21 protein-coding genes are annotated in these 20,409 nt (G+C 65.0%); 8 read left to right on the forward strand and 13 right to left on the reverse strand.

The genetic code is table 11. The features are described from left to right. Positions 1-8: 8 nt before the first annotated feature. From Q0030_RS31165 to Q0030_RS31185, 5 genes are all read left to right on the forward strand, one after another. On the forward strand, positions 9-173 hold the full coding sequence (locus Q0030_RS31165; protein WP_176528844.1) for a CoxF protein: 165 nt from the start codon (positions 9-11) through the stop codon (positions 171-173). Between the two features lie 65 nt (positions 174-238). After that, entirely contained in the window at positions 239-817 is a 579-nt protein-coding gene (locus Q0030_RS31170; RefSeq protein WP_298376065.1) for a cytochrome c oxidase assembly protein, read from the forward strand. A 107-nt stretch (positions 818-924) separates the two neighbouring features. Beyond that, entirely contained in the window at positions 925-1,821 is an 897-nt protein-coding gene (locus tag Q0030_RS31175) for a cytochrome c oxidase subunit 3 (RefSeq protein ID WP_092119134.1), read from the forward strand. A 63-nt stretch (positions 1,822-1,884) separates the two neighbouring features. Next, positions 1,885-2,271 carry a DUF983 domain-containing protein gene (locus tag Q0030_RS31180; RefSeq protein WP_298376018.1) on the forward strand — a complete coding sequence of 129 codons (387 nt, stop codon included), beginning with the start codon at positions 1,885-1,887 and terminating at the stop codon, positions 2,269-2,271. Then, positions 2,268-3,089, forward strand: a complete 822-nt coding sequence (locus Q0030_RS31185) for an SURF1 family cytochrome oxidase biogenesis protein (RefSeq protein ID WP_298376021.1) — start codon at positions 2,268-2,270, stop codon at positions 3,087-3,089. Before Q0030_RS31180 ends, Q0030_RS31185 begins: the two co-directional genes overlap by 4 nt. A 2-nt stretch (positions 3,090-3,091) precedes the next feature. Here the strand turns inward: Q0030_RS31185 and Q0030_RS31190 are convergent, their stop codons facing one another. The 4 genes from Q0030_RS31190 to Q0030_RS31205 are packed head-to-tail and all read right to left on the reverse strand — an operon-like array spanning position 3,092 to position 8,671. Further along, the gene (locus Q0030_RS31190) at positions 3,092-3,703 is read right to left on the reverse strand and encodes a hypothetical protein (RefSeq protein WP_298376024.1); all 612 of its coding nucleotides are present in this window, start codon (positions 3,701-3,703) and stop codon (positions 3,092-3,094) included. 59 nt (positions 3,704-3,762) lie between these two features. Then, entirely contained in the window at positions 3,763-6,882 is a 3,120-nt protein-coding gene (locus Q0030_RS31195) for an efflux RND transporter permease subunit (protein ID WP_298376026.1), read from the reverse strand. Then, the gene (locus Q0030_RS31200; RefSeq protein ID WP_298376029.1) at positions 6,879-8,078 is read right to left on the reverse strand and encodes an efflux RND transporter periplasmic adaptor subunit; all 1,200 of its coding nucleotides are present in this window, start codon (positions 8,076-8,078) and stop codon (positions 6,879-6,881) included. The genes Q0030_RS31195 and Q0030_RS31200 overlap by 4 nt, the downstream gene beginning before the upstream one ends. Then, positions 8,075-8,671, reverse strand: coding sequence for a hypothetical protein (locus Q0030_RS31205; RefSeq protein ID WP_298376032.1), 597 nt, complete (start codon positions 8,669-8,671; stop codon positions 8,075-8,077). The genes Q0030_RS31200 and Q0030_RS31205 overlap by 4 nt, the downstream gene beginning before the upstream one ends. An 80-nt stretch (positions 8,672-8,751) precedes the next feature. On the opposite strand from Q0030_RS31205, the gene Q0030_RS31210 reads away from it, so the two are divergent. Then, positions 8,752-9,651 (forward strand): LysR family transcriptional regulator, encoded by a 900-nt coding sequence (locus Q0030_RS31210; RefSeq protein WP_298376034.1) that lies wholly within the window; start codon positions 8,752-8,754, stop codon positions 9,649-9,651. Between the two features lie 80 nt (positions 9,652-9,731). Here Q0030_RS31210 and Q0030_RS31215 read toward each other — a convergent pair whose 3' ends face one another. Both Q0030_RS31215 and Q0030_RS31220 read right to left on the reverse strand, forming a co-directional pair. Beyond that, the gene (locus Q0030_RS31215; RefSeq protein WP_298376036.1) at positions 9,732-11,336 is read right to left on the reverse strand and encodes a DHA2 family efflux MFS transporter permease subunit; all 1,605 of its coding nucleotides are present in this window, start codon (positions 11,334-11,336) and stop codon (positions 9,732-9,734) included. A 15-nt stretch (positions 11,337-11,351) separates the two neighbouring features. Beyond that, on the reverse strand, positions 11,352-12,596 hold the full coding sequence (locus Q0030_RS31220) for an HlyD family secretion protein (protein WP_298376067.1): 1,245 nt from the start codon (positions 12,594-12,596) through the stop codon (positions 11,352-11,354). Positions 12,597-12,819: 223 nt separating this feature from the next. Here Q0030_RS31220 and Q0030_RS31225 point away from each other — a divergent pair, with 223 nt between their 5' ends. Together Q0030_RS31225 and Q0030_RS31230 are read left to right on the forward strand one after the other, a co-directional pair. Beyond that, complete coding sequence (locus Q0030_RS31225; protein ID WP_298376038.1) at positions 12,820-13,545, forward strand: TetR/AcrR family transcriptional regulator; 726 nt, start codon at positions 12,820-12,822, stop codon at positions 13,543-13,545. A 271-nt stretch (positions 13,546-13,816) separates the two neighbouring features. Next, the gene (locus tag Q0030_RS31230; protein WP_298376041.1) at positions 13,817-14,524 is read left to right on the forward strand and encodes an outer membrane beta-barrel protein; all 708 of its coding nucleotides are present in this window, start codon (positions 13,817-13,819) and stop codon (positions 14,522-14,524) included. Positions 14,525-14,608: 84 nt separating this feature from the next. On the opposite strand, the gene Q0030_RS31235 is transcribed toward Q0030_RS31230, so the two are convergent. The 7 genes from Q0030_RS31235 to Q0030_RS31265 all read right to left on the reverse strand — a co-directional run. Continuing rightward, positions 14,609-15,325: a dihydrofolate reductase family protein gene (locus Q0030_RS31235; RefSeq protein ID WP_298376045.1), complete on the reverse strand. Its 717-nt coding sequence runs from the start codon at positions 15,323-15,325 to the stop codon at positions 14,609-14,611. Between the two features lie 221 nt (positions 15,326-15,546). Further along, entirely contained in the window at positions 15,547-16,341 is a 795-nt protein-coding gene (locus Q0030_RS31240) for a hypothetical protein (protein WP_298376048.1), read from the reverse strand. A gap of 23 nt (positions 16,342-16,364) precedes the next feature. Beyond that, positions 16,365-17,276, reverse strand: a complete 912-nt coding sequence (locus tag Q0030_RS31245) for a hypothetical protein (RefSeq protein WP_298376051.1) — start codon at positions 17,274-17,276, stop codon at positions 16,365-16,367. Between the two features lie 113 nt (positions 17,277-17,389). After that, complete coding sequence (chrA, locus tag Q0030_RS31250) at positions 17,390-18,568, reverse strand: chromate efflux transporter (RefSeq protein ID WP_298376054.1); 1,179 nt, start codon at positions 18,566-18,568, stop codon at positions 17,390-17,392. 42 nt (positions 18,569-18,610) lie between these two features. After that, entirely contained in the window at positions 18,611-19,207 is a 597-nt protein-coding gene (locus Q0030_RS31255) for a Fe-Mn family superoxide dismutase (protein ID WP_298376068.1), read from the reverse strand. A 165-nt stretch (positions 19,208-19,372) separates the two neighbouring features. Continuing rightward, positions 19,373-19,717 carry a hypothetical protein gene (locus tag Q0030_RS31260; protein WP_298376057.1) on the reverse strand — a complete coding sequence of 115 codons (345 nt, stop codon included), beginning with the start codon at positions 19,715-19,717 and terminating at the stop codon, positions 19,373-19,375. Positions 19,718-19,818: 101 nt separating this feature from the next. After that, on the reverse strand, positions 19,819-20,409 hold a 591-nt coding region (locus Q0030_RS31265), incomplete at its 5' end, for a chromate resistance protein ChrB domain-containing protein (RefSeq protein ID WP_298376058.1).

Genomic DNA, 20,409 nt, shown 5'->3' on the forward strand with positions numbered 1-20,409 from the left:
GGATACCAATGGACGAGAAACGCGAACCAGAAGGAATCGTCCTCACCGAGGCGCAGCTCAAGAGCCGCCGCCAGCGCTCGATCGCCATTGCGCTCGCGCTCGGCGTCATGGTCGTGCTGTTCTTCGCCGTCACCCTCGTCAAGGGGCCGGCCGTGCTGGTGCGGCCGCTGTGAGTGAGATGGCGAACCATCCCGCACAGCAGGCTCCGCAAGGCGAGGGCGTCAAGGTCACGCGCCGCATGCTGACGCGCGATGCCGTTGTCGCCTCGATCTGCGGCTTCGTCGTGGTGCTGATGGTCGGCGCGTCCTACGCGGCCGTGCCGTTCTACAACTGGTTCTGCCGCACCACCGGCTTCAACGGCACCACCCAGGTCGCGACCTCGGTGCCTTCAGATGCGCCGCTCGCGCGCACCATCGCGGTCAGTTTCGATTCCAACGTCGCGCCGGGCCTGCCCTGGAAGTTCGAGGCCGAGCAGACCACGATCGACGTCAAGATCGGCCAGGTCGTCACGGTCTATTACACCGTGACCAACCAGTCGGCGCGCACCACGACCGGACAAGCCGCCTACAACGTCGCGCCGCTGACCGTCGGCGCCTATTTCCAGAAGATCAACTGCTTCTGCTTCACCGAACAGACCATGGCGCCGGGCGAGAAGCGCGAGATGGCCGTGGTGTTCTATGTCGATCCCGCGCTGGCCAAGGACAGCGAGAACGACACGCTGAAGAACATCACTTTGTCCTACACCTTCTTCCCCGTGCGCGATGCCGCGCCGAAGCCCGTGGCTGCGGGCGAGGCGGAGCAGCGCAAGGGCGGCTAGAGCATGATCCGGAAAAGTGGGGACCGGTTTTCCGAGAAGATCATGCTGATGAGATTGGAATTTTAAGATTAAGACGTGCCTTGCGGCACGCGAATGGAGAGACGGCAATGGCTGAGGCGCAAGTCAAGCATCACGACTATCATCTCGTCGACCCGAGCCCGTGGCCGGTGGTCGGCTCGGTCTCGGCCTTCATCATGGCGCTCGGTGCGATCGGCTGGATGCACCACATGTTCTCCGCCGCCCCGATCGTGTTCGGCGTCGGCACCATCGGCGTGCTCTACACCATGGCGAGCTGGTGGGGCGACGTGATCAAGGAAGCCCAGTACAAGGGCGACCACACCCGCGTGGTGCAGATCAGTCACCGCTACGGCATGATCCTGTTCATCGCCTCCGAAGTGATGTTCTTCGTCGCCTGGTTCTGGGCGTTCTTCAACTCGGCGCTGTTCCCGGCCGATGCGGTACACGCCACCCGCGATGCGGTGTTCGGCTGCGGCGCCGGCACGGCGATGGGCGCCTGCTCGGTTCCCGGCACTTGGCCGCCGCATGGCATCGAGACCTTCGATCCCTGGCATCTGCCGCTGCTCAACACGCTGCTGCTCCTGACCTCGGGCACCACCGTCACCTGGGCGCACCATGCGCTGCTGGAGAACGACCGCCAGGGCCTCAAGCAGGGCCTGATCCTCACCGTGATCCTCGGCGCCTGCTTCACCTGCGTGCAGGCCTATGAGTACGCCCATGCGACGTTCTCGTTCGGCGGCAACGTCTACGGCTCGACCTTCTTCATGGCGACCGGGTTCCATGGTTTCCACGTGCTGGTCGGCACCATCTTCCTGCTGGTCTGCCTGATCCGCGCCTATGCCGGCCACTTCACCCCGAAGCAGCACCTCGGCTTCGAGTTCGCCGCCTGGTACTGGCACTTCGTCGACGTGGTCTGGCTGTTCCTGTTCATCTGCATCTACGTCTGGGGTCACGGCGCCGAGTCGATGGCGCACGGTGCACACTAATCTCGCTGACGTGCTAAGAGGGGGCGGCCTGATGGCCGCCCCCTTTGCTTTTGAAGAGAACCGATGACCGACACCCCACCCACTGTGACCGAAAGCGCGCTGCGCGGCATCGCCTGCCGCTGTCCGCGCTGTGGCAAGGGCAAGCTCTATTCCGGCTTCCTGACGCTGGCGCCGCGCTGCCAGTCCTGCGGCCTCGACTTCGCCTTCATCGATGCCGGCGACGGGCCGGCGATCTTCATCATCATGCTGGCCGGCGCCATCGTGGTCGCGGCGGCGCTGATCGTCGAGGTGAAGTACCAGCCGCCGTTCTGGGTTCACGCGGCGTTGTGGCTGCCGTTGATCGTGGTCACCACGATCCTGCCGCTGCGCTCGATGAAGGCGCTTCTGATCGCGCTGCAATTCCATCACAAGGCCGCCGAAGGCCAATTGATCGATCGCGACCCGAAATGAATGACGTCACGAACAAAGCGTTTTCCAGTGAAGTGGGCACCGGTTCGCGCGAAGAAAACGCGTCAAAAGGCTCTCAACGGCCGAGCGCGGCCGGCTTCGGCATTTTCACGCTGATCCTGATCGCGGTGTTCATCGCCCTCGGCTTCTGGCAATTGCAGCGCAGGGTCGAGAAGCATGCGCTGATCGCCGCGCTCGATTCGCGGCTGGCCGCCCCGACCGAGGCGCTGCCGCCGCCATCGGCGTGGCCCGCGGTGACCTCGGCCAAGGATGAATTCCGCCGCGTCACCCTGACTGCGACCTACGCGAAACTGCCGGACGCGATGGTGTTCAGCTCCGGCTCCGCGGTGCGCGACGACATCGCAGGACCCGGCACCTGGGCGTTCCTGCCGGCCAAGCTCGCCAGCGGCGAAACCGTCGTGATCAACACCGGCTTTGTCCAGAACACGATGCAGGACCGTGCCTTTGAGGATCGCGTCGCCGGCCGCCTCGTCACCGGCGCGCCGGTTGAGCTGACCGGCTACATCCGCTTTCCCGAGCCGCCGGGCCGGCTGACGCCGAAGGAAGATTCGGCGAAGCGGCTGTGGTTCGTGCGCGATCATCGTGCGATGGCGCAGACGCTCGGCTGGGGACAGGTCGCGCCGTTCTACATCGACCTCGAGGCGCCGGTGCCCGACAGCGGCACGCCGAAGCCCGGACCGCTCAAGGTGCGGCTCAAGGACGACCACATGCAGTACGCCATCACCTGGTTCTCGCTGGCCGCCGCGGTCACGATCGCCTTCGGCCTGTGGTGGCGCGGCCAGCGGCGCAGGGGAACTTGAGGTCAGCTCGAGAGCGCGTGGCCGGCTCCGATCAGGCGGATCAGCATGTCGCCCCATAGCGCGCCGAGAATTCCGGTCAGCACGAATGCGGTCCAGAACAGCGCGGGAGCCCCGATCCGCGCCCATCGGGCCGCAGCCACCGCCGGCAGGCCGATTGCGACGGCCAGCAGCACGATGGACGAGCCGGTCTGGCCGGGGTCCACCACCCAGTCGGCCAACGAACTGGCGAATGCCTGCGCCAGCATCGCCACGATCCAGAACGGAGCCTGGTCGCGAACCGAGCCGACGCAAAGGAATCCCGTTGTTCCCGCCACCCGAGCCCAGACGATCAGGGCGAGCGCGAACAGCGCCGCCAGCTGAACCGAGGCGACAAGATCGCCGATCCCGAGCGAGCGGTCCGCCATATGCGCCAATGCCGCGCTGAGGACCAGGACGCCGACCAGCACCGGCCAGAAGGCGATCCGACCGGCACGCGCATACAGGACCCCAATCGCCACCACGCCGGCCGCGGCCAGGAAGTGGCTGCCCTTGCCCGCGACCGCATGGCCTCCGATTTCGCCCAGCACTGCGGCAGCGGTCCTGATCGCCCAGAACCGCAACGCGGCCTCGCGCACTCCGCTCGTCCCTCGCATCTCTGCATAATGCATGTCCGTGCGTGTCTCCGCGGCCGCGTTCAGGTCGACAATGTCGGATGTGCCGCAGGCTCACCCGAACGGCCGCTGCGCATTCGCTTGATCCATTGGGTCAAGCCGTCGAGATAGATGTACACGACCGGCGTCGTGAACAGCGTCATCAGCTGGGAGACGATCAGCCCGCCGACGATGGCAAAGCCGAGCGGCTGGCGCAGCTCCGATCCGGTGCCGGTGCCGATCATCAGCGGCACGCCGCCGAGCATCGCGCACATCGTCGTCATCAGGATCGGGCGGAAGCGCGCCTTGCAGGCCATGTAGACCGACTGCTCGGCAGGGAGATGCTGGTGGCGCTCGGCCTCCAGCGCGAAATCGATCAGCATGATGCCGTTTTTCTGCACGATGCCGATCAGCAGGATGATTCCGACCAGCCCGATCACGTCGAGCCCGAAGCCGAAAGCCCACAGCGCGAGCAGCGCGCCGAGCCCGGCGGACGGCAGGGTCGAGAGGATCGTGATCGGATGGATCGTGCTCTCATAAAGCATGCCGAGGATCAGATAGACCGCGACCACCGCGGCGAGGATCAGGATCGGCGTCGACGCTAGCGCGGCCTGGAACGCCTGCGCATTGCCCTGGAAGCTGGTGATCACGGTCGACGGCACGTGCAGGTCGGCGGTCGCCTTCTGGACCGCCGCGACCGCGGTCCCCACCGCCGTGCCCGGCGCCAGGTTGAAGCTCAGCGTGACCGACGGAAACTGGCTCTGGTGGTTCACTGAGAGCGGCGCGGTGCCGTAATCGATGCTCGCGATCTGGCTCAGGGGCACCATCGTCCCAGCGGACGAGCGGACGTAGATGCGGTTGAGCGCATAGGGGCCGAGCTGGAACGACGGATCGACCTCCAGGATCACGTAATAGGTGTTAAGCGTCGTGAACAGCTGGGCGACGTGACGCTGGCCGAATGAATCATAGAGCGTGTTGTCCACTGTGGCCGGATCGATGCCGAGGCGGGAGGCCGCGTCGCGGTCGATCTGCAGCTTGAGCTGACGCGCGGCGTTGGCCTGGTCGGTGGCGACGTCGGCCAGTTCCGGCAACGTCTTCAGCTTCTGGTACAGCTTACCGGCCCACAGATTGAGTTCGTCCTGGTTCACGTCGGTGAGCGTGAACTGATACTGCGTCTTGGACAGGCGGCTGGCGAGATTGATGTCCTGCGTCGCCTGCATGAACACCGACATCCCCTTGATCTTCTGCAACTCGGTGTCGAGCTGCCGGATCACCTGGTCGGCGGATGCATTGCGCTCGTTGCGCGGCTTCAACAGCACGAACAGGCGGCCGTTGTTTTCGGTCACGGTCGGGCCGCCCGGTCCGATATAGCCGGTCGCATTGGCGACCGAGGGATTCCTGGCGATGACGTCGATGACACTGCGTTGCAGCGTCGCCATCTGCGCCGGCGAGATGTCCGCCGAGGCCTCGGTGATGCCGGTGATCATGCCGGTGTCCTGCTGCGGGAAGAAGCCCTTGGGGATGGCCATGAACAGCAGGCCGGTCACCACGACGCTTGCCAGCATGACCGACATGGTCGTGGCCTTGTAGCGCAACGCTTTGGCAAGCACGGCCTCGTAGGCCGCCTGGATCGCAACGAAGCCGCGTTCCAGCGCGCGCGACACCGCGCCGGCATTGGCGCCCTGGTGCGGCGACAGCAGATAGGCGCACATCATCGGCGTCAGGGTTACCGAGACGATCACCGACACCACAATGGCAACGCACACCGTGACGGCGAATTCCTGGAACATGCGGCCGATCACCCCGCCCATCAGCAGCAGCGGAATGAACACCGCGATCAGCGAGACCGAGATCGAGATGATGGTGAAGCCGATTTCGCCGGCGCCCTTCAGGGCGGCCTGCATCGGCGAGAGACCTTCCTCGATATGCCGCGAGATGTTCTCGATCATCACGATGGCATCGTCGACGACGAAGCCGACGGCGATCGACAGGCCCATCAGCGACAAATTGTCGAGGCTGTAGTTGAGCAGATACATCACACCGAAGGTGCCGATCAGCGAGATCGGGACCGAAACCGCGGGGATGATGGTCGCCCACAGATTGCGCAGGAACAGGAAGATCACGCCGACCACCAGCGCGATGGTCAGCACCAAAGTGAGCTGAACGTCGGCGACGCTGGCGCGGATGGTCTGGGTGCGGTCGGAGGCGATCTCGACCTTGATGTCGGAGGGCAGGCTCGCCACCAGCTGCGGCAGCAGCTTCTTGATGCCGTCCACCGTGCTGATCACGTTGGCGCCGGGCTGGCGCTGGATCGCGAGGATGATGGCGGGCTTGTCGTTGTACCAGCCATGCAGCGTGATGTCCTCGGCCGCCACCACGGCATGCCCGATATCGCGCAGGCGGACCGGCGCGCCGTTGCGATAGGCGATGATCAGATCATCATACTTGTTCGCGACCAGCACCTGGTCGTTGGTGGCGAGCGTATAGGCCTGCTGGCTGCCGTAAAGCACGCCCTTGGGCTGGTTCACGGTGATGTTGCCGAGCGTGGTGCGCAATTGCTCGAGATCCAGCCCCGCGGCGGCGAGCTTGGCCGGATTGACCTGCACCCGGATCGAGGGCTTTTGCATGCCGCCGATGGTGACGAGCGAGACGCCCGGCACCTGCGACAATTTCTGCGCCAAAATGCTGTCGGCATAGTCGTCGACCTTGGTCAACGGCTCGGTGTCCGACATCAGCGCGATCAGCAACACCGGCACGTCGGCCGGATTGACCTTGTGGAAGGTCGGCGGCGACGGCATGGTCTTGGGCAATTGCCCCGATGCCACATCGATCGCGGTCTGCACGTCCTGCGCGGCCGCATCGACGCTGCGGTTCAGTGCGAATTGCAGCGTGATCTGGGTGTTGCCGAGCCCGCTGCTCGAGCTCATGCCGGTGAGGCCGGCGATCTGGCCGAATTGCCGCTCCAGCGGCGTCGCGACCGAGGAGGCCATGGTCTGCGGATCGGCGCCGGGCAGTTGCGCGGTGACCTGGATGGTCGGGGTATCCACCGTCGGCAGCGCCGAGACCGGCAGCCGCACGAAGGCGATCATGCCGACCAGCACGATGGCGATGGCCAGGAAGGCGGTGGCGACGGGCCTGCGGATAAAACCTGCGGAGATGTTCATGGCAGCATGCCTGCGCTTGCGGTGGTTGCGTCCTGGACCTGGTCTTTCTTGTCATCGGGCACGATCTCGACCGTCGTCCCCGGATTGAGCCGGTACTGACCCGCGGTGACGACGGTCTCGTTGGCCGCAAGGCCCTGCTCGATCAGGACCTGCCCGTCGCGCGATTGGCCGGTCGTGACATTGCGGATGCCGACGACGTTGTTCGCGCCGACCACATAGGCGAAGCTGCCGTCCGGTCCCTGGCGCACCGCCGTCAGCGGCACGGTGAGCGCGTCGTGGCGAACCGCGATCGTCAGATGGACGTTGACGAACGTGCCGGGCCACAGCGTGTTGCCGGCATTGGGAAAGGATGCCTTCAGCTGCACGGTGCCGCTCGTGCTGTCGACCTGGTTGTTGATCAGCATCAGGCTGCCGTGGTCGAGTTTGCGCTTGTTCTGTGCATCGTAGACGTCGACGGAGGCATCTCCGGATGCCAGCGCCTGCCGCACGCCCGGGATCTCGCCGGACGGCAGCGTGAAGATCACCGCGATCGGCTGCAGCTGGGTGAGGACCACAAGCCCGTTGGTGTCGGTCGGGTGCACGATGTTGCCGGGATCGATGCGGCGGATGCCGGTGACGCCGTCGAACGGGGCGGTGATCGTCGCGAAGCTCAGCTGGGTCTGCGCGGCTTCCAGCGCCGCCTTGTCGAGTGCGACGGTGCCTTCGCCCTGCGTGACCTGCGAATCCTGGGTGTCGAGCAGTTGCTGGGTCGCAAAGCCGCGATTGGCGAGCGGCTGCGTTCGCGCCAAATTGGTCCGGGCGTTCTTCAGGCTCGCCTCGTCGCGCGCCAGCGCGGCCTCGGCCTGGTCGACTTGGGCCTCGTAGACCCGCGGGTCGATCTTGGCGAGGACGTCGCCGCGCTTGACCTGCTTGCCCTCGACGAAATCGACGCTGTCGAGCGTGCCCTGCACCTGGGTACGTATCGTGGCGGTGTTGATCGGCGTCACCGTGCCGAGGCCCTCGAGCACGATCGGCACGTCATGCTGCAGCACCTTCGCCGCCGTCACCGGAACGACGGGTGTGGCCGCGGCGGACTGCGTCGCTGCCGGTGCATGGTCCGTTGCACCGTCCGGCCGATGCGCGACGTAAGCGCCGGCGCCGATTGCGGCGGCGGCCACGAGGCCCGCGCAAGCGATCTTGAAGGTCTTCGATTTCATCGGTCACCAGCTCCATCGGTTGTCCGGCGGCCGATCGTTGCAACCAGCTCCAGGACAAAGGTTTCAGTTGCGCTCGCCGCAGCTGCTTCCGCGCTGCGGCCGGCGGTCAAATCGAGGTGGATGAAGCGTGCGTCGAGATCGGCGGCGCGCAATGCGCCGATCAGATCGCCTTGCGGCGCATCGTCGTTGCGATGAACGACAAGCCGGATCGCGGTCACCGTCGGCTCGATGTGGAACGGCAGGGCGTCGGAGGCGACGTCGATCGCGACAATGCCGCCGCAAGGCAGCTCGCCCCGCAGCGTCAGATCGAGCACGCGCCGCGCGATCGATCCCTCGCCGAGCAGGATCAGCTGCCGCGGGATCATGCCGACACGATCGAGTGCGTCCGCGACGCCGCTCAGGATGCCGGCATAGCTCGCTTCTCGGAGCTCGATCGGTAGCCACGTCGCAAGCGGCGTAAGCCGGCGCCAGCGCGCGAAGGTTTCCGGCATGGCGATGGACGCGGCATCGGGGGCGACCAGGACGCCGACCAGCACGCCCGTGGTGGCACGACGGGGCCGGGCTGCGATTGCGCTGTGCGGGCTTTCGGACATGCCCGGAAGCTGGGCTTTGAACCGATATTATTCAAATGAATTGTCTTTATCCATCAATTCATATCATGCATGATGACTGCATGCGGATGCGCAATCTCGATCTCAATCTCCTCTTGGTGTTCGACGCCGTCATGCGCGAGCGCAGCGTGGTGCGCGCGGCCGGCGCGCTTGCCATCAGCCAGCCTGCCGTGAGTCACGCGCTGAACCGGCTGCGTCATGCGCTGAAAGACCAGCTGTTCGTCCGTACGCCGTCCGGCATGCTGCCGACGCCGCGGGCGGAAGCGCTCGCGCTGCCGGTCCGCAAGGCGCTCAACGAACTGCAACTCGCGGTCGAGGGGGATCGTTTCGATCCGGCGCAGGCGGAACGGCGCTTCACCATTGCCGTCAACAATTATGCCGCGGTGGTCGCGACCGGCTCGATCATCGCCGCCGTGCGCGCGCAGGCGCCGAGGGTACGGCTGACGCTGGTGCCGAGCGGGACGCTCAATCTCGCCGACAGGCTCGATCGCGCCGAGCTCGATCTTGCGATCTCCGCCCGCGCGCTGGAGGGCGAGCGCTTTGCCTCCTGCCGGTTGATCGAGGACCGCTTCGTCGCGGTGCTGCGGGCCGGCCATCCGGCATTGCGCAAGAAGCTGACCGGCGAGACGCTGGTCGAGCTGCCGCACCTTGTGATCACCTCCAGCGGTGAAGATCTGGATTTCATCGATGCCTGGCTGCGGGCGCGCAAGGCGAGCCGTACCATTGCTTCCGATGTGCCGTATCTGTCCGCCGGCGCGGTCCTGGTGCAATCGAACATGGTCGCGATCCTCGGGCGCAAGCTCGCGCTCGAATTCCGCCGCGCCTATCCGATCGAGATGCGGGAGCTGCCGTTCGATGCATCGAAGTTGCAGAGCGTCATGAGCTGGCACCGCCGCTTCGACGATCTGCCGGCGCACCGCTGGCTGCGGGATACGATCATTGCCGCTGCGCGCGGCATTTGATCTTCGTGGAGACGATCGGGAATCGATACGCCCGCGCCGATCCGTGGCGCGGGCGTATCGCAGGTGACCTCTGCACCCTGTCAGTGGCCGACGGGGGCGGGGCCGCCGAGCTTGACCTTGCGCAAGGTCAGCGCCAGCGGGATCGCCGAGAGCGCGATCAGCATCAGGACCCAGAACGCGTCCATGTAGGACAGGAACGAGGCCTGGGTCTGCACCTGCTGCCCGATCCACTGGATCGCCTGCTGGTGCGCCTGCGCCAGCGAATTGCCCTGGGCGACGAAGAAGTCGGTGACCTGGTGCAGCGTGTCCTGGTATTGCGGGCTCGACGGCGTGACCTGCTCGACCAGCCGGCTCTGGTGGAATTGCTGGCGATGGGTCAGCACGTTGGAGACGATCGAGACGCCGATCGAGCCGCCGGTGTTGCGCGCCGCGTTGATCAGCGCGGATGCCTGGTCGGTCTTGTCGGGCGGAATGCCGTCATAGGACGCCGCCATGATCGGCACGAAGATCAAGGGCAGGCCGACGCCGATCAGCATGCGTGAGCGCGCCATGAACCAGAAGCCGAGATCGGCATACACGTTGGTCATGCTGTACATCGAGGCGGCGATCACCAGTGCGCCGGCGACGATCAAATATTTCGGCTGCACCTTGGCGGCGAGCCGGCCGACCGCGAACATCATCACCATGGTGACCACGCCGCCGGGCGAGAGCACGAGGCCGGCCCAGGTCGCGGTATAGCCGAAATCCTGCTGCACCAGCTGCGGCAGGAACTGGGTGGTCGCGAGCAGGATGGCGCCGGTCGCCAGCATCACCAGGAAGCAGGCGCCGAACTGTCGGGTCGCGACCATTCTGAGGTCGATCATCGGACTACGGCGGGTCATCTCCCACGGGATCATCAGCACGAACGCCGCGGCGCTGATCGCCGCAAAGGTGATGATGAAGGGCGAACCGAACCAGTCATCCTCGAGGCCACGGTCGAGCGTCACCTCGAGCGCGCCGAGGAAGGTCGCAACCAGCGCGAAGCCGATGAAGTCGAAGGTGTTGCCCTGCGGCTGTGCGGCCTTCTGCGCTCCTTTGGCCTTCGCGGGCTCCTGCAACACCGCTGCGATCAGCGCGATCGCGAACACGCCGACCGGGGCGTTGATCAGGAAGCACCAGTGCCAGGACAGATTGTCGGACAGCCAGCCGCCGAGCGTCGGCCCGACCACCGGCGCCACCACCACGGCGATGCCGAACACCGCAAACGCCTGGCCGCGCTTGGCCGGCGGGAATGCGTCGGCGAGGATCGACTGCGCCACCGGCACCATGCCGCCGCCGCCGAGCCCTTGCAGGATGCGGAACAGCAGCAGCGCGTTCAGATTTGGCGCGAAGCCGCACAGCACCGAACTCACCGTGAAGATGCCGAGGCAGATCAGGAAGAAGGTCTTGCGGCCGAGCATGCGGGCAAGAAAGCCGGAGGCGGTCAGGATGATGGCGTTGGACACGAGATAGGTCGTGACCACCCAGGACGCTTCGTCCTCGCTCACGCCCATGCCGCCCGCGATATAGGGCAGTGCGACGTTGGCGATGGTGGTGTCGAGCACTTCCATGAAGCTCGCGAGCGCAACCACGATGGCGATCAGCCAGGGATTGACGGCAACGCTCGGAGTAGGGAGGCTTTTGGCATCGATTGCTGCGGCACTCATGACTGCCTCCCCGGATCAGAGCTTTCCAAGACGCTCGAGCAGGGACGGCGCAGGATTGATCCGCACCGTCGGGACGACGGACATGCCGGGGCCGAGCGCGACGTCGGTCGGCGGATTGTCCATCACGATCTTCACCGGCACGCGCTGCACGATCTTGACGTAGTTGCCGGTGGCGTTCTGCGCAGGCAGCAGCGAGAACGCGGTGCCCGATCCCGGCTGCACGCTTTCGACATGGCCCCTGATCGTGCGGCCGGGATAGGCATCGATCTTCAGCGTCACCTTCTCGCCCGGACGCATCTGGTCGAGCTGGATCTCCTTGAAGTTCGCGGTGACCCAGGTCTGGTCAGGCACGAACATCGTGAGGTTGGTGCCGGCCTGCGCGAACTGGCCGACGGCCGCCGACAGGCTGACGACGCGGCCGGGCTGCGCGGCGGTGACGGTGGTGTAGGACAGATTGAGCTCTGCCTGGTCGCGCTGCGCCTCGGCCTGGGCGAGGTTTGCGACCGCGCTCTTGCGCTGCGCCTTCAGCGATTCCACCTGGCGCTGCGCGAGGTTGAGCGTCGCCTGCGCGCTCAGGAGCGAGGCCTGCTGCTGACGCAGTTGCGAGGTGTATTGCTCGGAATTCTGCACGGTGCCGTAGCCGGTCTGCTCGAGATGCTGGTAGCGCGTCGCCTGTTGCTGCGCGAAGGTCAGCGCCGCCTGGGCCTGATCGACTTGGGCCTGGTTGGCTGATATCTGCGCCTGCTGCACGTCGAGCTGGGCATCAACATTCTGGATGCTGGCCTGCGCCGCCGCGACCTGCGCCTCGGCCTGCGCCAGCGCGACGCGATAGTCGCGGTCGTCGATACGCGCGATCACGTCGCCGGCGGCCACGTGCTGGTTGTCGGTGACCGGAACCGCAGTGATGTAGCCGGAGATTTTTGGCGCCAGCGCGAACTGCCGCGCCGCGATGAAGGCGTCGTCGGTGGATTCGAAATGCTCGGTGTAGTTCATGTAGAGCGTGCCGCCGCCGAGCGTGGCGGCGAGCAGCACGGCGCCGATCGCGGAGACGACCGGACGGCGACGCAGGAAGCCGCGCCGCTGTGGCGTGACCTCCGGCGAGACGGTTTCCGGCGGGGTCGGCTGCTTGCTTGCGGGGCGCTCCTGCGCGGGAGCCCGCGCGGTGACCTCCGGCCGCTCGGACGTGACGTTGGGCTCGTGTGCGGCCGGCGCCGAGGGCGGACCCTCGCTGCTCTCGTGCCCTTCCTGGTCGCGCTCCAAAACAGTGTCTTCGAACATGATGGCTGCTCCTGCTGTCAGGCGAGGTCTGCAAGGCCTTCGCAAAAGGGAACGATACCGTTCCGTTCTGTGCGACAAATAGTCTCGCGGCAGTGCAGCGTCAATAGAAACGGAACTGTACCGTTCTATTTACAACTAGATGTGATAGGGCTATATTGCCTGATGTTGCCGGCCGGACCGGCCCCCTGGAACCCGGGGAAGACTGATGACCACCAGTACCCTGAAGATGCCGCGGGCGCCCAAGACAAGGACGGCGACCAGGCCGGCCGAGGTGCGCGCCGGCCGGCCGCCGAAGGAATTGGCCGGCGAGGTCGATGCGCGCATCCTCGATGCCGCGCGCAAGGTGTTCCTTGAGCGCGGGTTCGAAGGCGCCAGCATCGACGAGATCGCCGAGGCCGCGCGCTCCGGCAAGCGCACCATCTATGCGCGCTTCCGCGACAAGCGGGCGCTGTTCACCGAGGTGGTGATGCGGGACATCCTGGCACGCATCGCGGAGTTCAAGGCGGACGCGCCGCTCGGCGCGACGGTGGAGGAGCGTCTCACCAGCGTCGCCTCGACCCTGCTGCACTGGGGCCTCGACGCCGACCGGATCGGCCTGATGCGGCTTGCCATCGCGGAGGCGCATCGCTTCCCGGATCTCGCCGCCACCGTCAACCGCAGGGCGCGCGCACTCGCCACCGAGCTCGGCGTTCACCTGCTGCGCGACCTGACGCAATCCGACGAGCTCGGCAAGCTGCCCGCCTTCGCGCCGGAGCACCTGCCGACCACGGCGCGTCTGTTCCTCGACATCATCGCGGTACCGATGCTGCTTCGGGCTCTGTACGAAGTCGACCTCAAGGCGCTCGATCCCGAGCTCGACGAGCACGTCGCGCGCGGCGTCGCGTTCTTCGTCGCGGGGTGCAGAAGTGGTTACCGGTTCGGCGCCGACTGATCCTGGCCGGTCCATTCAACCGGTTGTGAGCGCGGGCCGTTGCAACTTGGCCACAGATTGCAGAAAAGAATAAAATTCGAATGAGACATGCTGTCGCATTCCTTCCGCTCATGGCAGAGACGTGTATCGCTGGCTTGCAGCAACCGCAAGGGGAATGGAAGTGCGTCGTTTTGCAATCGTTGGGACTTGCCTGCTTTTGATTACGCAATTTGCGAACGCGGCGTCAGCCGCTGACCTGCCGGAGCGCAGTTGGACCAAGGCTCCGCCATTGGTGGCTCCCGCGTTCAACTGGTCCGGATTCTACGCCGGTGTGAATGTGGGCGGCGGCTGGTATGATGGTGGGGATATCGCGACCAGCAGCAATGTCAGTTCGCTCGTCCCGCCCGGCAACATCGTCCGTGTGCCCGTTTCGAACAGCAACCAGGCCGGTGTGACCGCTGGTGGACTGCTCGGATACAATTATCAGCTCGACAGGGTCGTCCTCGGCGCGGAAGCCGATTTCAACTATGTCGACGTGAAGTCCTCCAGAGGTGGAAGCACCACCGCCGCTTTCCCTGGCGGCGTGACGGGAAGCTTCAACATTGCGAACACCAGCAAGATCGACTGGTTCGGCACCGTGCGGGGTCGCATCGGCTTCGTGCCGACCGAGCGCCTGCTGATCTACGCGACAGGCGGTCTGGCCTATGGTGAAGCGAAGACCCACATCGCCAATTCGTCGGCCTTCTCCACAGGCCTCTCGCGGCTCTGGCTTGGCGACAATTCCGACGTCCGCGTCGGTTGGACCGCCGGCGGCGGCCTCGAATATGCCTTCACCAATAACTGGACGCTGCGCGGCGAATATCTCTATGTCGATCTCGGTAGCAGCGGCACGACGGCGACGTTCCAAGGCACGGATCCGCTGCAGAGCCAGATCCGTTACAATGCCAGCCGCGAGAACAGGTTCAGCGTTGCCCGCGCCGCGTTGAGCTACAAGTTCTGACACCGGCGCGAGCAAAGCGCTGCGTTCCCTCTCCCGCACGCGGGAGAGGTGAGGCGGCTATGCAACCCTCTCTCAAGCGTCAGCTCAGCCCGGCGCGCGCTCGACGGCGTGGCGCAGCCAGACCATGCCGCCTTCCAGCGTCTCGCAATGCGTGAGCCGGAGCGACTGCCCGGCGCCGGGGCGGTCGCCGTCCGGGCCGTGATAGTCGACGATGCTCTGCGATCCCGCAACGCCGTCGACCGCCGGATGGATCAACGTGCTGAACTCGTCGATCAGTCCCTGCTTGAGGAACGCGCCATTGATCCCGCCGCCGCCTTCGAGCAGCAGCGTCTTGGCGCCGAACAGCGTTGCGAGCTGCGCCACCGCGCTCGCCAGATCATCGCCCTTGTGGCCTGCAAAGATGTAGGACGCGCCGTCCTCGCGCAGCTCGACGAGATGGCTGTCCGAGACCTGTTCGCCGAGCACCGCGACGGCGTGATCGCCGCCGACATTGTCCTTGCCGAAATGCACGCGGCCCGACGGGTCGATGCCGACAGCGAGCTTGCGGCCGTCGCGGTTGCCGAGATGCGCCTCGCGTGGCAGCTTGGGCGCATTGGCGAATTGCCGCTCCGTCCCCTTGGCCATCTCGTTCATGGTGACGCGGCCGATGACCCATCCATCGGCATTGAAGCCGTCATGGATCCTCTCATAGTGTGAGCGCAACGCGTCGGCCGGGATGTCGGCGGCGGGCTTGGTGAAGCGGCTGGGATGAAGCCGGCCGTCGATCGACGTGCCCATGTGGCAGATGATGTGGGGTCGCATTGGCTCAACTCTTCGGTGGGGATGACGGCGCCGCAGGGGCGGGTGGGGCAAGTCCTGATCTAGAGAGCCGCGGACAGGTTCTCAACGCCGATAACGCAGCGGTGTTTCAGTTTTGCTTGTCTGTTTGAGCATGATCTCCGCGCAAACACGTCGCGCTTGTTGCGAGTCCATGTATCTCGCTGAGGTCGGTCTCCTTGCCGGGGCTGGAAGTGATCAGCGTATCAATGAGCGGCGGCATGCCCTTCGAGAAAGCGAAGCGGGAAGCCAAAGGTCAGGCCTGCGCGTATCTCGTCGACGGAGCGTCGATTCGTGAGGCCATGCCGAAACGCAACGTCGAGGCTTAGATTTTCGCGAACTTGCCAGATCAGGCCGATCAGGCCCGATACGGTTTCTTCCTTGCCAAACTCGTTCTCGTAGAATAATTCCGCGACCGGTCTGACCGTCCATTTCGACGGCCCTTCCAGAATGGCGCCGACAAAGACATCGCCGTGATGATCGCGGGTAAGCGCGGTTTCGGCGTTGAAGTGGATCGTGCCCCAATCCCATCGTTGCGAGACAATGCCAGCCAGGCTCGCGCCGACGCCTGATGTCCCGGTGCTGTCCGGAAGCAGGACGCCGAACTCGGTGGCAACGCTCGGCCCTGCCTTGTCCTGCAGGCTTCCGGGCACGACGACATGCTTGAGGAAGGCGCCGGCCGCCGTCAGGCTTGTCGGGCCGGTGGACGATAGCGGTGTTTCCCCCTGGCCCTCGAGAACGGCCTCCCAGTCCCTGCTCAGACCGTAGTTCAGGACAAAGGCCGGTGCGACGAGCGTCGTGCTTCCCGCATCGTGCAATCGCCCAGCGGGCTGTAGCTCGACCTCAACCTCTCCCGGAGCAGCGACCGCGGCATCGGTTCCGTCGAAGGGGCGATACGCCCACGCAAATGGAGACCACGCCGTCAAGCCGAGTACGATCACCCAACCCGATAAGAGGAACCGGTGGAGACGTCCTTGCAGGCACTGGCTCGGTGTAGACATACCCATGTCTCGTGGCCACGAGCTTAAGGGAGCGGGCGAAATATCCAGATCGCCGCCGGTTCGGTCGACGTTACGCGAGCGGCGACAAAGAGCCGATCCAGCTCCGGCGCGAAGAATGAAGTGCGCGCGCCTGGAGCGGTGGAGATGCGACCGCTCCGGTGGTAGGTGGCGCCGGTGACCTCAATCACGTCAATGAAGCCCGCTCCGCAACTCACGTAGACCCGGCCGCGGCTCGGGTCGGTGAACAGATCGTCAACGTCGCCGCAGGTTTCGATGGATGCTATTCGCTTGCCGTCGGCCATGGAGAAGATGGCGAGCTCGGCCGGGCTACGGAAGGCGACGAGAAGCCGGCGGTGATCGCGATCGATGGCCATCGCGAAGTTGCCGCCCTTGTCCATCGGCCAGCTGGTCACCTGCTTTCCGGATGCGCTGTCGATCACGGCGACCGCGTGGGTATCGGGCAAATTGACAAAGATTCGGCCGCCGTCGGGATCGATCTGGAAGCTCTCGGGATGTGCCTTGAGCGCGATATTTTCGATCTTTTTGCGCGTCGCATTGTCGAGCACCGCGAGGCCTCCGTCCCCGTAACCGACGATGACGTGCTTGGTTGACGGATCGATGCGGATATTGTCGGCGTCGCTTCCAAGGTCGAGGCCGCCTGTCGCTTCATAACTTTCTCCCTGGAAGAACTTGAGCGACCCGTCCCGCGCATTGGCAACGAATAGCGTGTCGCTGGACGGGTCGTAGCCAACGCCTTGCGGCTCTCTAAGCCCCGCGATTCTCTTGATCACGCTTCTTTTTGCCAGATCGACAATGCTGACCGTATCGTTTCCGAGTTCGGCCACGAACAGTCGCAGCCGCTTCGTATCGATCGCCATGTGGTCGATGCGTCCGCGCACATCGCCCAAGGCAATCTTGGCCTCAAATTGCAACACGCTGCCATCCGCCGCTCGGGAAGGCGCGGGACTGCTGGCCCATATGGCGAGGCACGCCGAAACGGCTGATACCCTCAGGAACGGACAAATCATAGCGTCCTCCCGGCGTCCGGTTAGTGCACCATCACCCAGCTCGGCTGCAGCCACGGATACGCGATCAGGCCGACGACCGCGGTCGCCGCGATCAGCAGCGGATTGCTCACCTTCCAGCGGAACAGGATGGCCAGCGAGACCATGCCGATCAGCGCTGTCAGCCAGTCGCCGATGGCGATCTTGCCGAGCAGGATGCAGGCGCCGAGGATGGTGCCGATCGCGGCTGCATAGGCGCCCTTCACAAAGCCCTGCACGTTGGCGTTGCCGCGATGCCGTGCCAGCAGCGGGGCAACGATCAGCACCAGCAGGAACGACGGCAGGAAAATGCCGATGGTGGAGACCAGCGAGCCCCAGAATCCCGCAACGAGGTAGCCGACAAAAGTCGCGGTGATCACCACTGGTCCCGGACTAATCATGCCGATCGCAACCGCGATGAGGAATTGCCGCTCATCGAGCCAACCATATTGCTGCACGAGCCCTTGCTCGAGGAACGGCACGATGACGAGGCCGCTGCCGAAGGTGAGCGAGCCGGCCTTGAGGAAGAACAGCAACAGCTTCGAGAGTGTGGACGCGCTTGCGACCGGCGCGATCGGGCCGGCGGCCGCCGGCACGATGGCAATTCCCGGCAGGATCGCAGGCGAGCGTTTGAACAGATTGCCGTAATAAACAATGCCCACGATGCCCGCGCCGATGAACAGCAGGGCGACCTCGGCCTGGAGGATGACCGTGACCGCCAGGCAAACCGCCGCGATCGCCCATTGCAGCCAGTCTTCCATGCCGAGCTTGGCAAGCCGGTAACAGGAGTGAAGGATGAGCGCGATCACGGCTGGACTGACACCGTAGAAGATCGCGGTGACCGGTTGGAGATCGCCAAGGTAGACGTACAGCGCTCCGAGCGAAGCCACGATGACGAAGTTGGGAAGGATGAAGCACCATCCACCGACCCAGGCGCCCCAGAAACCGCCGCGAAGCCAGGACACATAGATACCGACCTGGATCGCCAGCGGCCCCGGAAGCGATTGGCAGATGGCAATCGCTTCCTTCATCTCGGCCTTGGTCAGCCATTTCTTGCCGTCGACCAGTTCGCGCTCCATCTGCCCGACAAGCGCGACCGGGCCGCCGAAGCCGAGAAAGCCGAGGCGCAGGAAATACCGCGCCAGTTCCGCCAACTGGCTGCGCGGCGCGGGCGTTGGTGTCATTCCCGAAAGATCTCCCTGGAAAGAAATTTCACGCGTGTCTCCTCAAACTTCTTTCGAATATTGCTCATACAATCTGGCCGCGTTGTCCCAGCGGATGGCTTCCATGTAGATGTCGACATAGCGGGCGGCCGCGGCCCCGAAGTCCATCTGATAGGCATGCTCGTACATATCGAGCACCAGGACCGGACGGCCGCCGGCGAGCGTCGTCGTGTGGTCCGCAGCCCATTGGTTGACGAGCCGCTTGTCGCGGGGCGAGTAGGCGAGAATCACCCAACCCGAACCGCCGCCTTCCGCCTTGCCCATGGCCGCGAATTCGGTCCGCCAGCGCTCCATACTGCCGAAGTCGCGCGCGATCGCCTCGGCGAGCGCGCCGCCCGGTTTGCCCGTGCCGCCGAGCCCGTCGAAATAGACCTCATGCAGAATCATCGAGTTCGCTGCGATCAGCTCCTCGCGCTTCAGGCCGTTGATCACAAAGTTCGGTGCCTTGGCGAAGTCGAGTTCGGCAAGCTGCGTGCCGATGGCGTTGAGCCGCTTCACGGCGCCGACGTAGTTGTTCTCGTAGTGGCTGACGAGTATTTTCTCCGAGATGCCGCTGATCGATTTTGGATCGAACGGCATCGGCTTTGCCTGATAGGACATGGCTTTGGCTCCTGTCTGCGGGTTGGCTTCGGCCGCGGCGCGATTGGCGCCAAGCACGGTTGCAGATGCTGCGGCTACGCCAACCGCTGCGATGAAGTCCCGGCGTCCGGTGTCGATGGTCATCGGCTTCTCCCAATGTTGAACGGTTCTTGCTTCAGATCGCGGCTATTCCTTCGTGAGCCCGACGATGGTCGGGAATCCCGAGATGGTCTGCACCGAGATTTCGACGGGATCGCCGAAGCGGACGGCATTGAAGATCAAGCCGTCCTGAACCCTGAACGGCTCCGTTCTGCCCGCAGCCAGGCGTATCAGCAGCGTGTCGTTGCGTTCATCGACACAATCGACGACACCGCGCAGGGTTTGGGCCGCCGGCATTAGGACCGCAGCTGCATTCGCGTCGCCGGCAGCCGGAAGTCTTGCGGCCAGCTCGTCATAGGTCAGGGCACGGACGGGCACGGCGATGCTCGCGATCGTGAACGCTAGAATCAGGGAGAGATTTCGCTTCTGCATGGTCGTTCTCCTGGCCGTGTTGTGCTGCCCCAGGTTCTTCGGATGCGCGGCTGCCAGCTCAGATCACGCCCGCCGGCCGCGCGAGGACGAAGCTCGCAATGTCATGGCTTCACCTTGCTGGTCGGCCAGTTATGCGTCTCCCGGGTCGCGTCGCGGCACCAGCGATAGAAGGCGTCGTAGAGCAGCATGCCGGCGCTCAATTGTTCGAGGTCGTCGTCGAACATGCGCGACAGGCCGAGCGAGGCGGCGAGCAGCCCCGGCGCCTCCGGCGACAGATCGAGCCGCGCGGTATCCGCGGCCCGCACCATCGTCGCGAGTCGCTCCAGTGCGGGCGTCGACAGGCCGAACTCGCTGACCATCACGTCGAAGGTGCAGAGCTCGCCGCGATGGCTCCAGAACACGTTCTCGATATCGAACGGTGTGGCGTCGAAGCGTTCGGCAACGGCCCCGACCTCCGCCGACGCGACGAACAGGAACACGGCCGCCGGATCGACAAAGCGGCGGATCAGCCACGGGCAGGCGATGCGATCGATCTTCGGCCGCGATCGCGTCACCCAGACGGTGCGGCCGCGCCCGTCGCGTTTCGGAATCCTGTCGACAGGAACGGTCGGAAGCTCCGCGGCCGTCCAGGCGAGGTGGCCGCCCTCGAGAACTTCGGCAGCAATGTTGCCGCATCGGAGCCAGGCGGCGGT

Origin of the sequence: uncultured Bradyrhizobium sp., assembly GCF_947648125.1 — a bacterium.
Classification (GTDB): Bacteria; Pseudomonadota; Alphaproteobacteria; order Rhizobiales; family Xanthobacteraceae; genus Bradyrhizobium.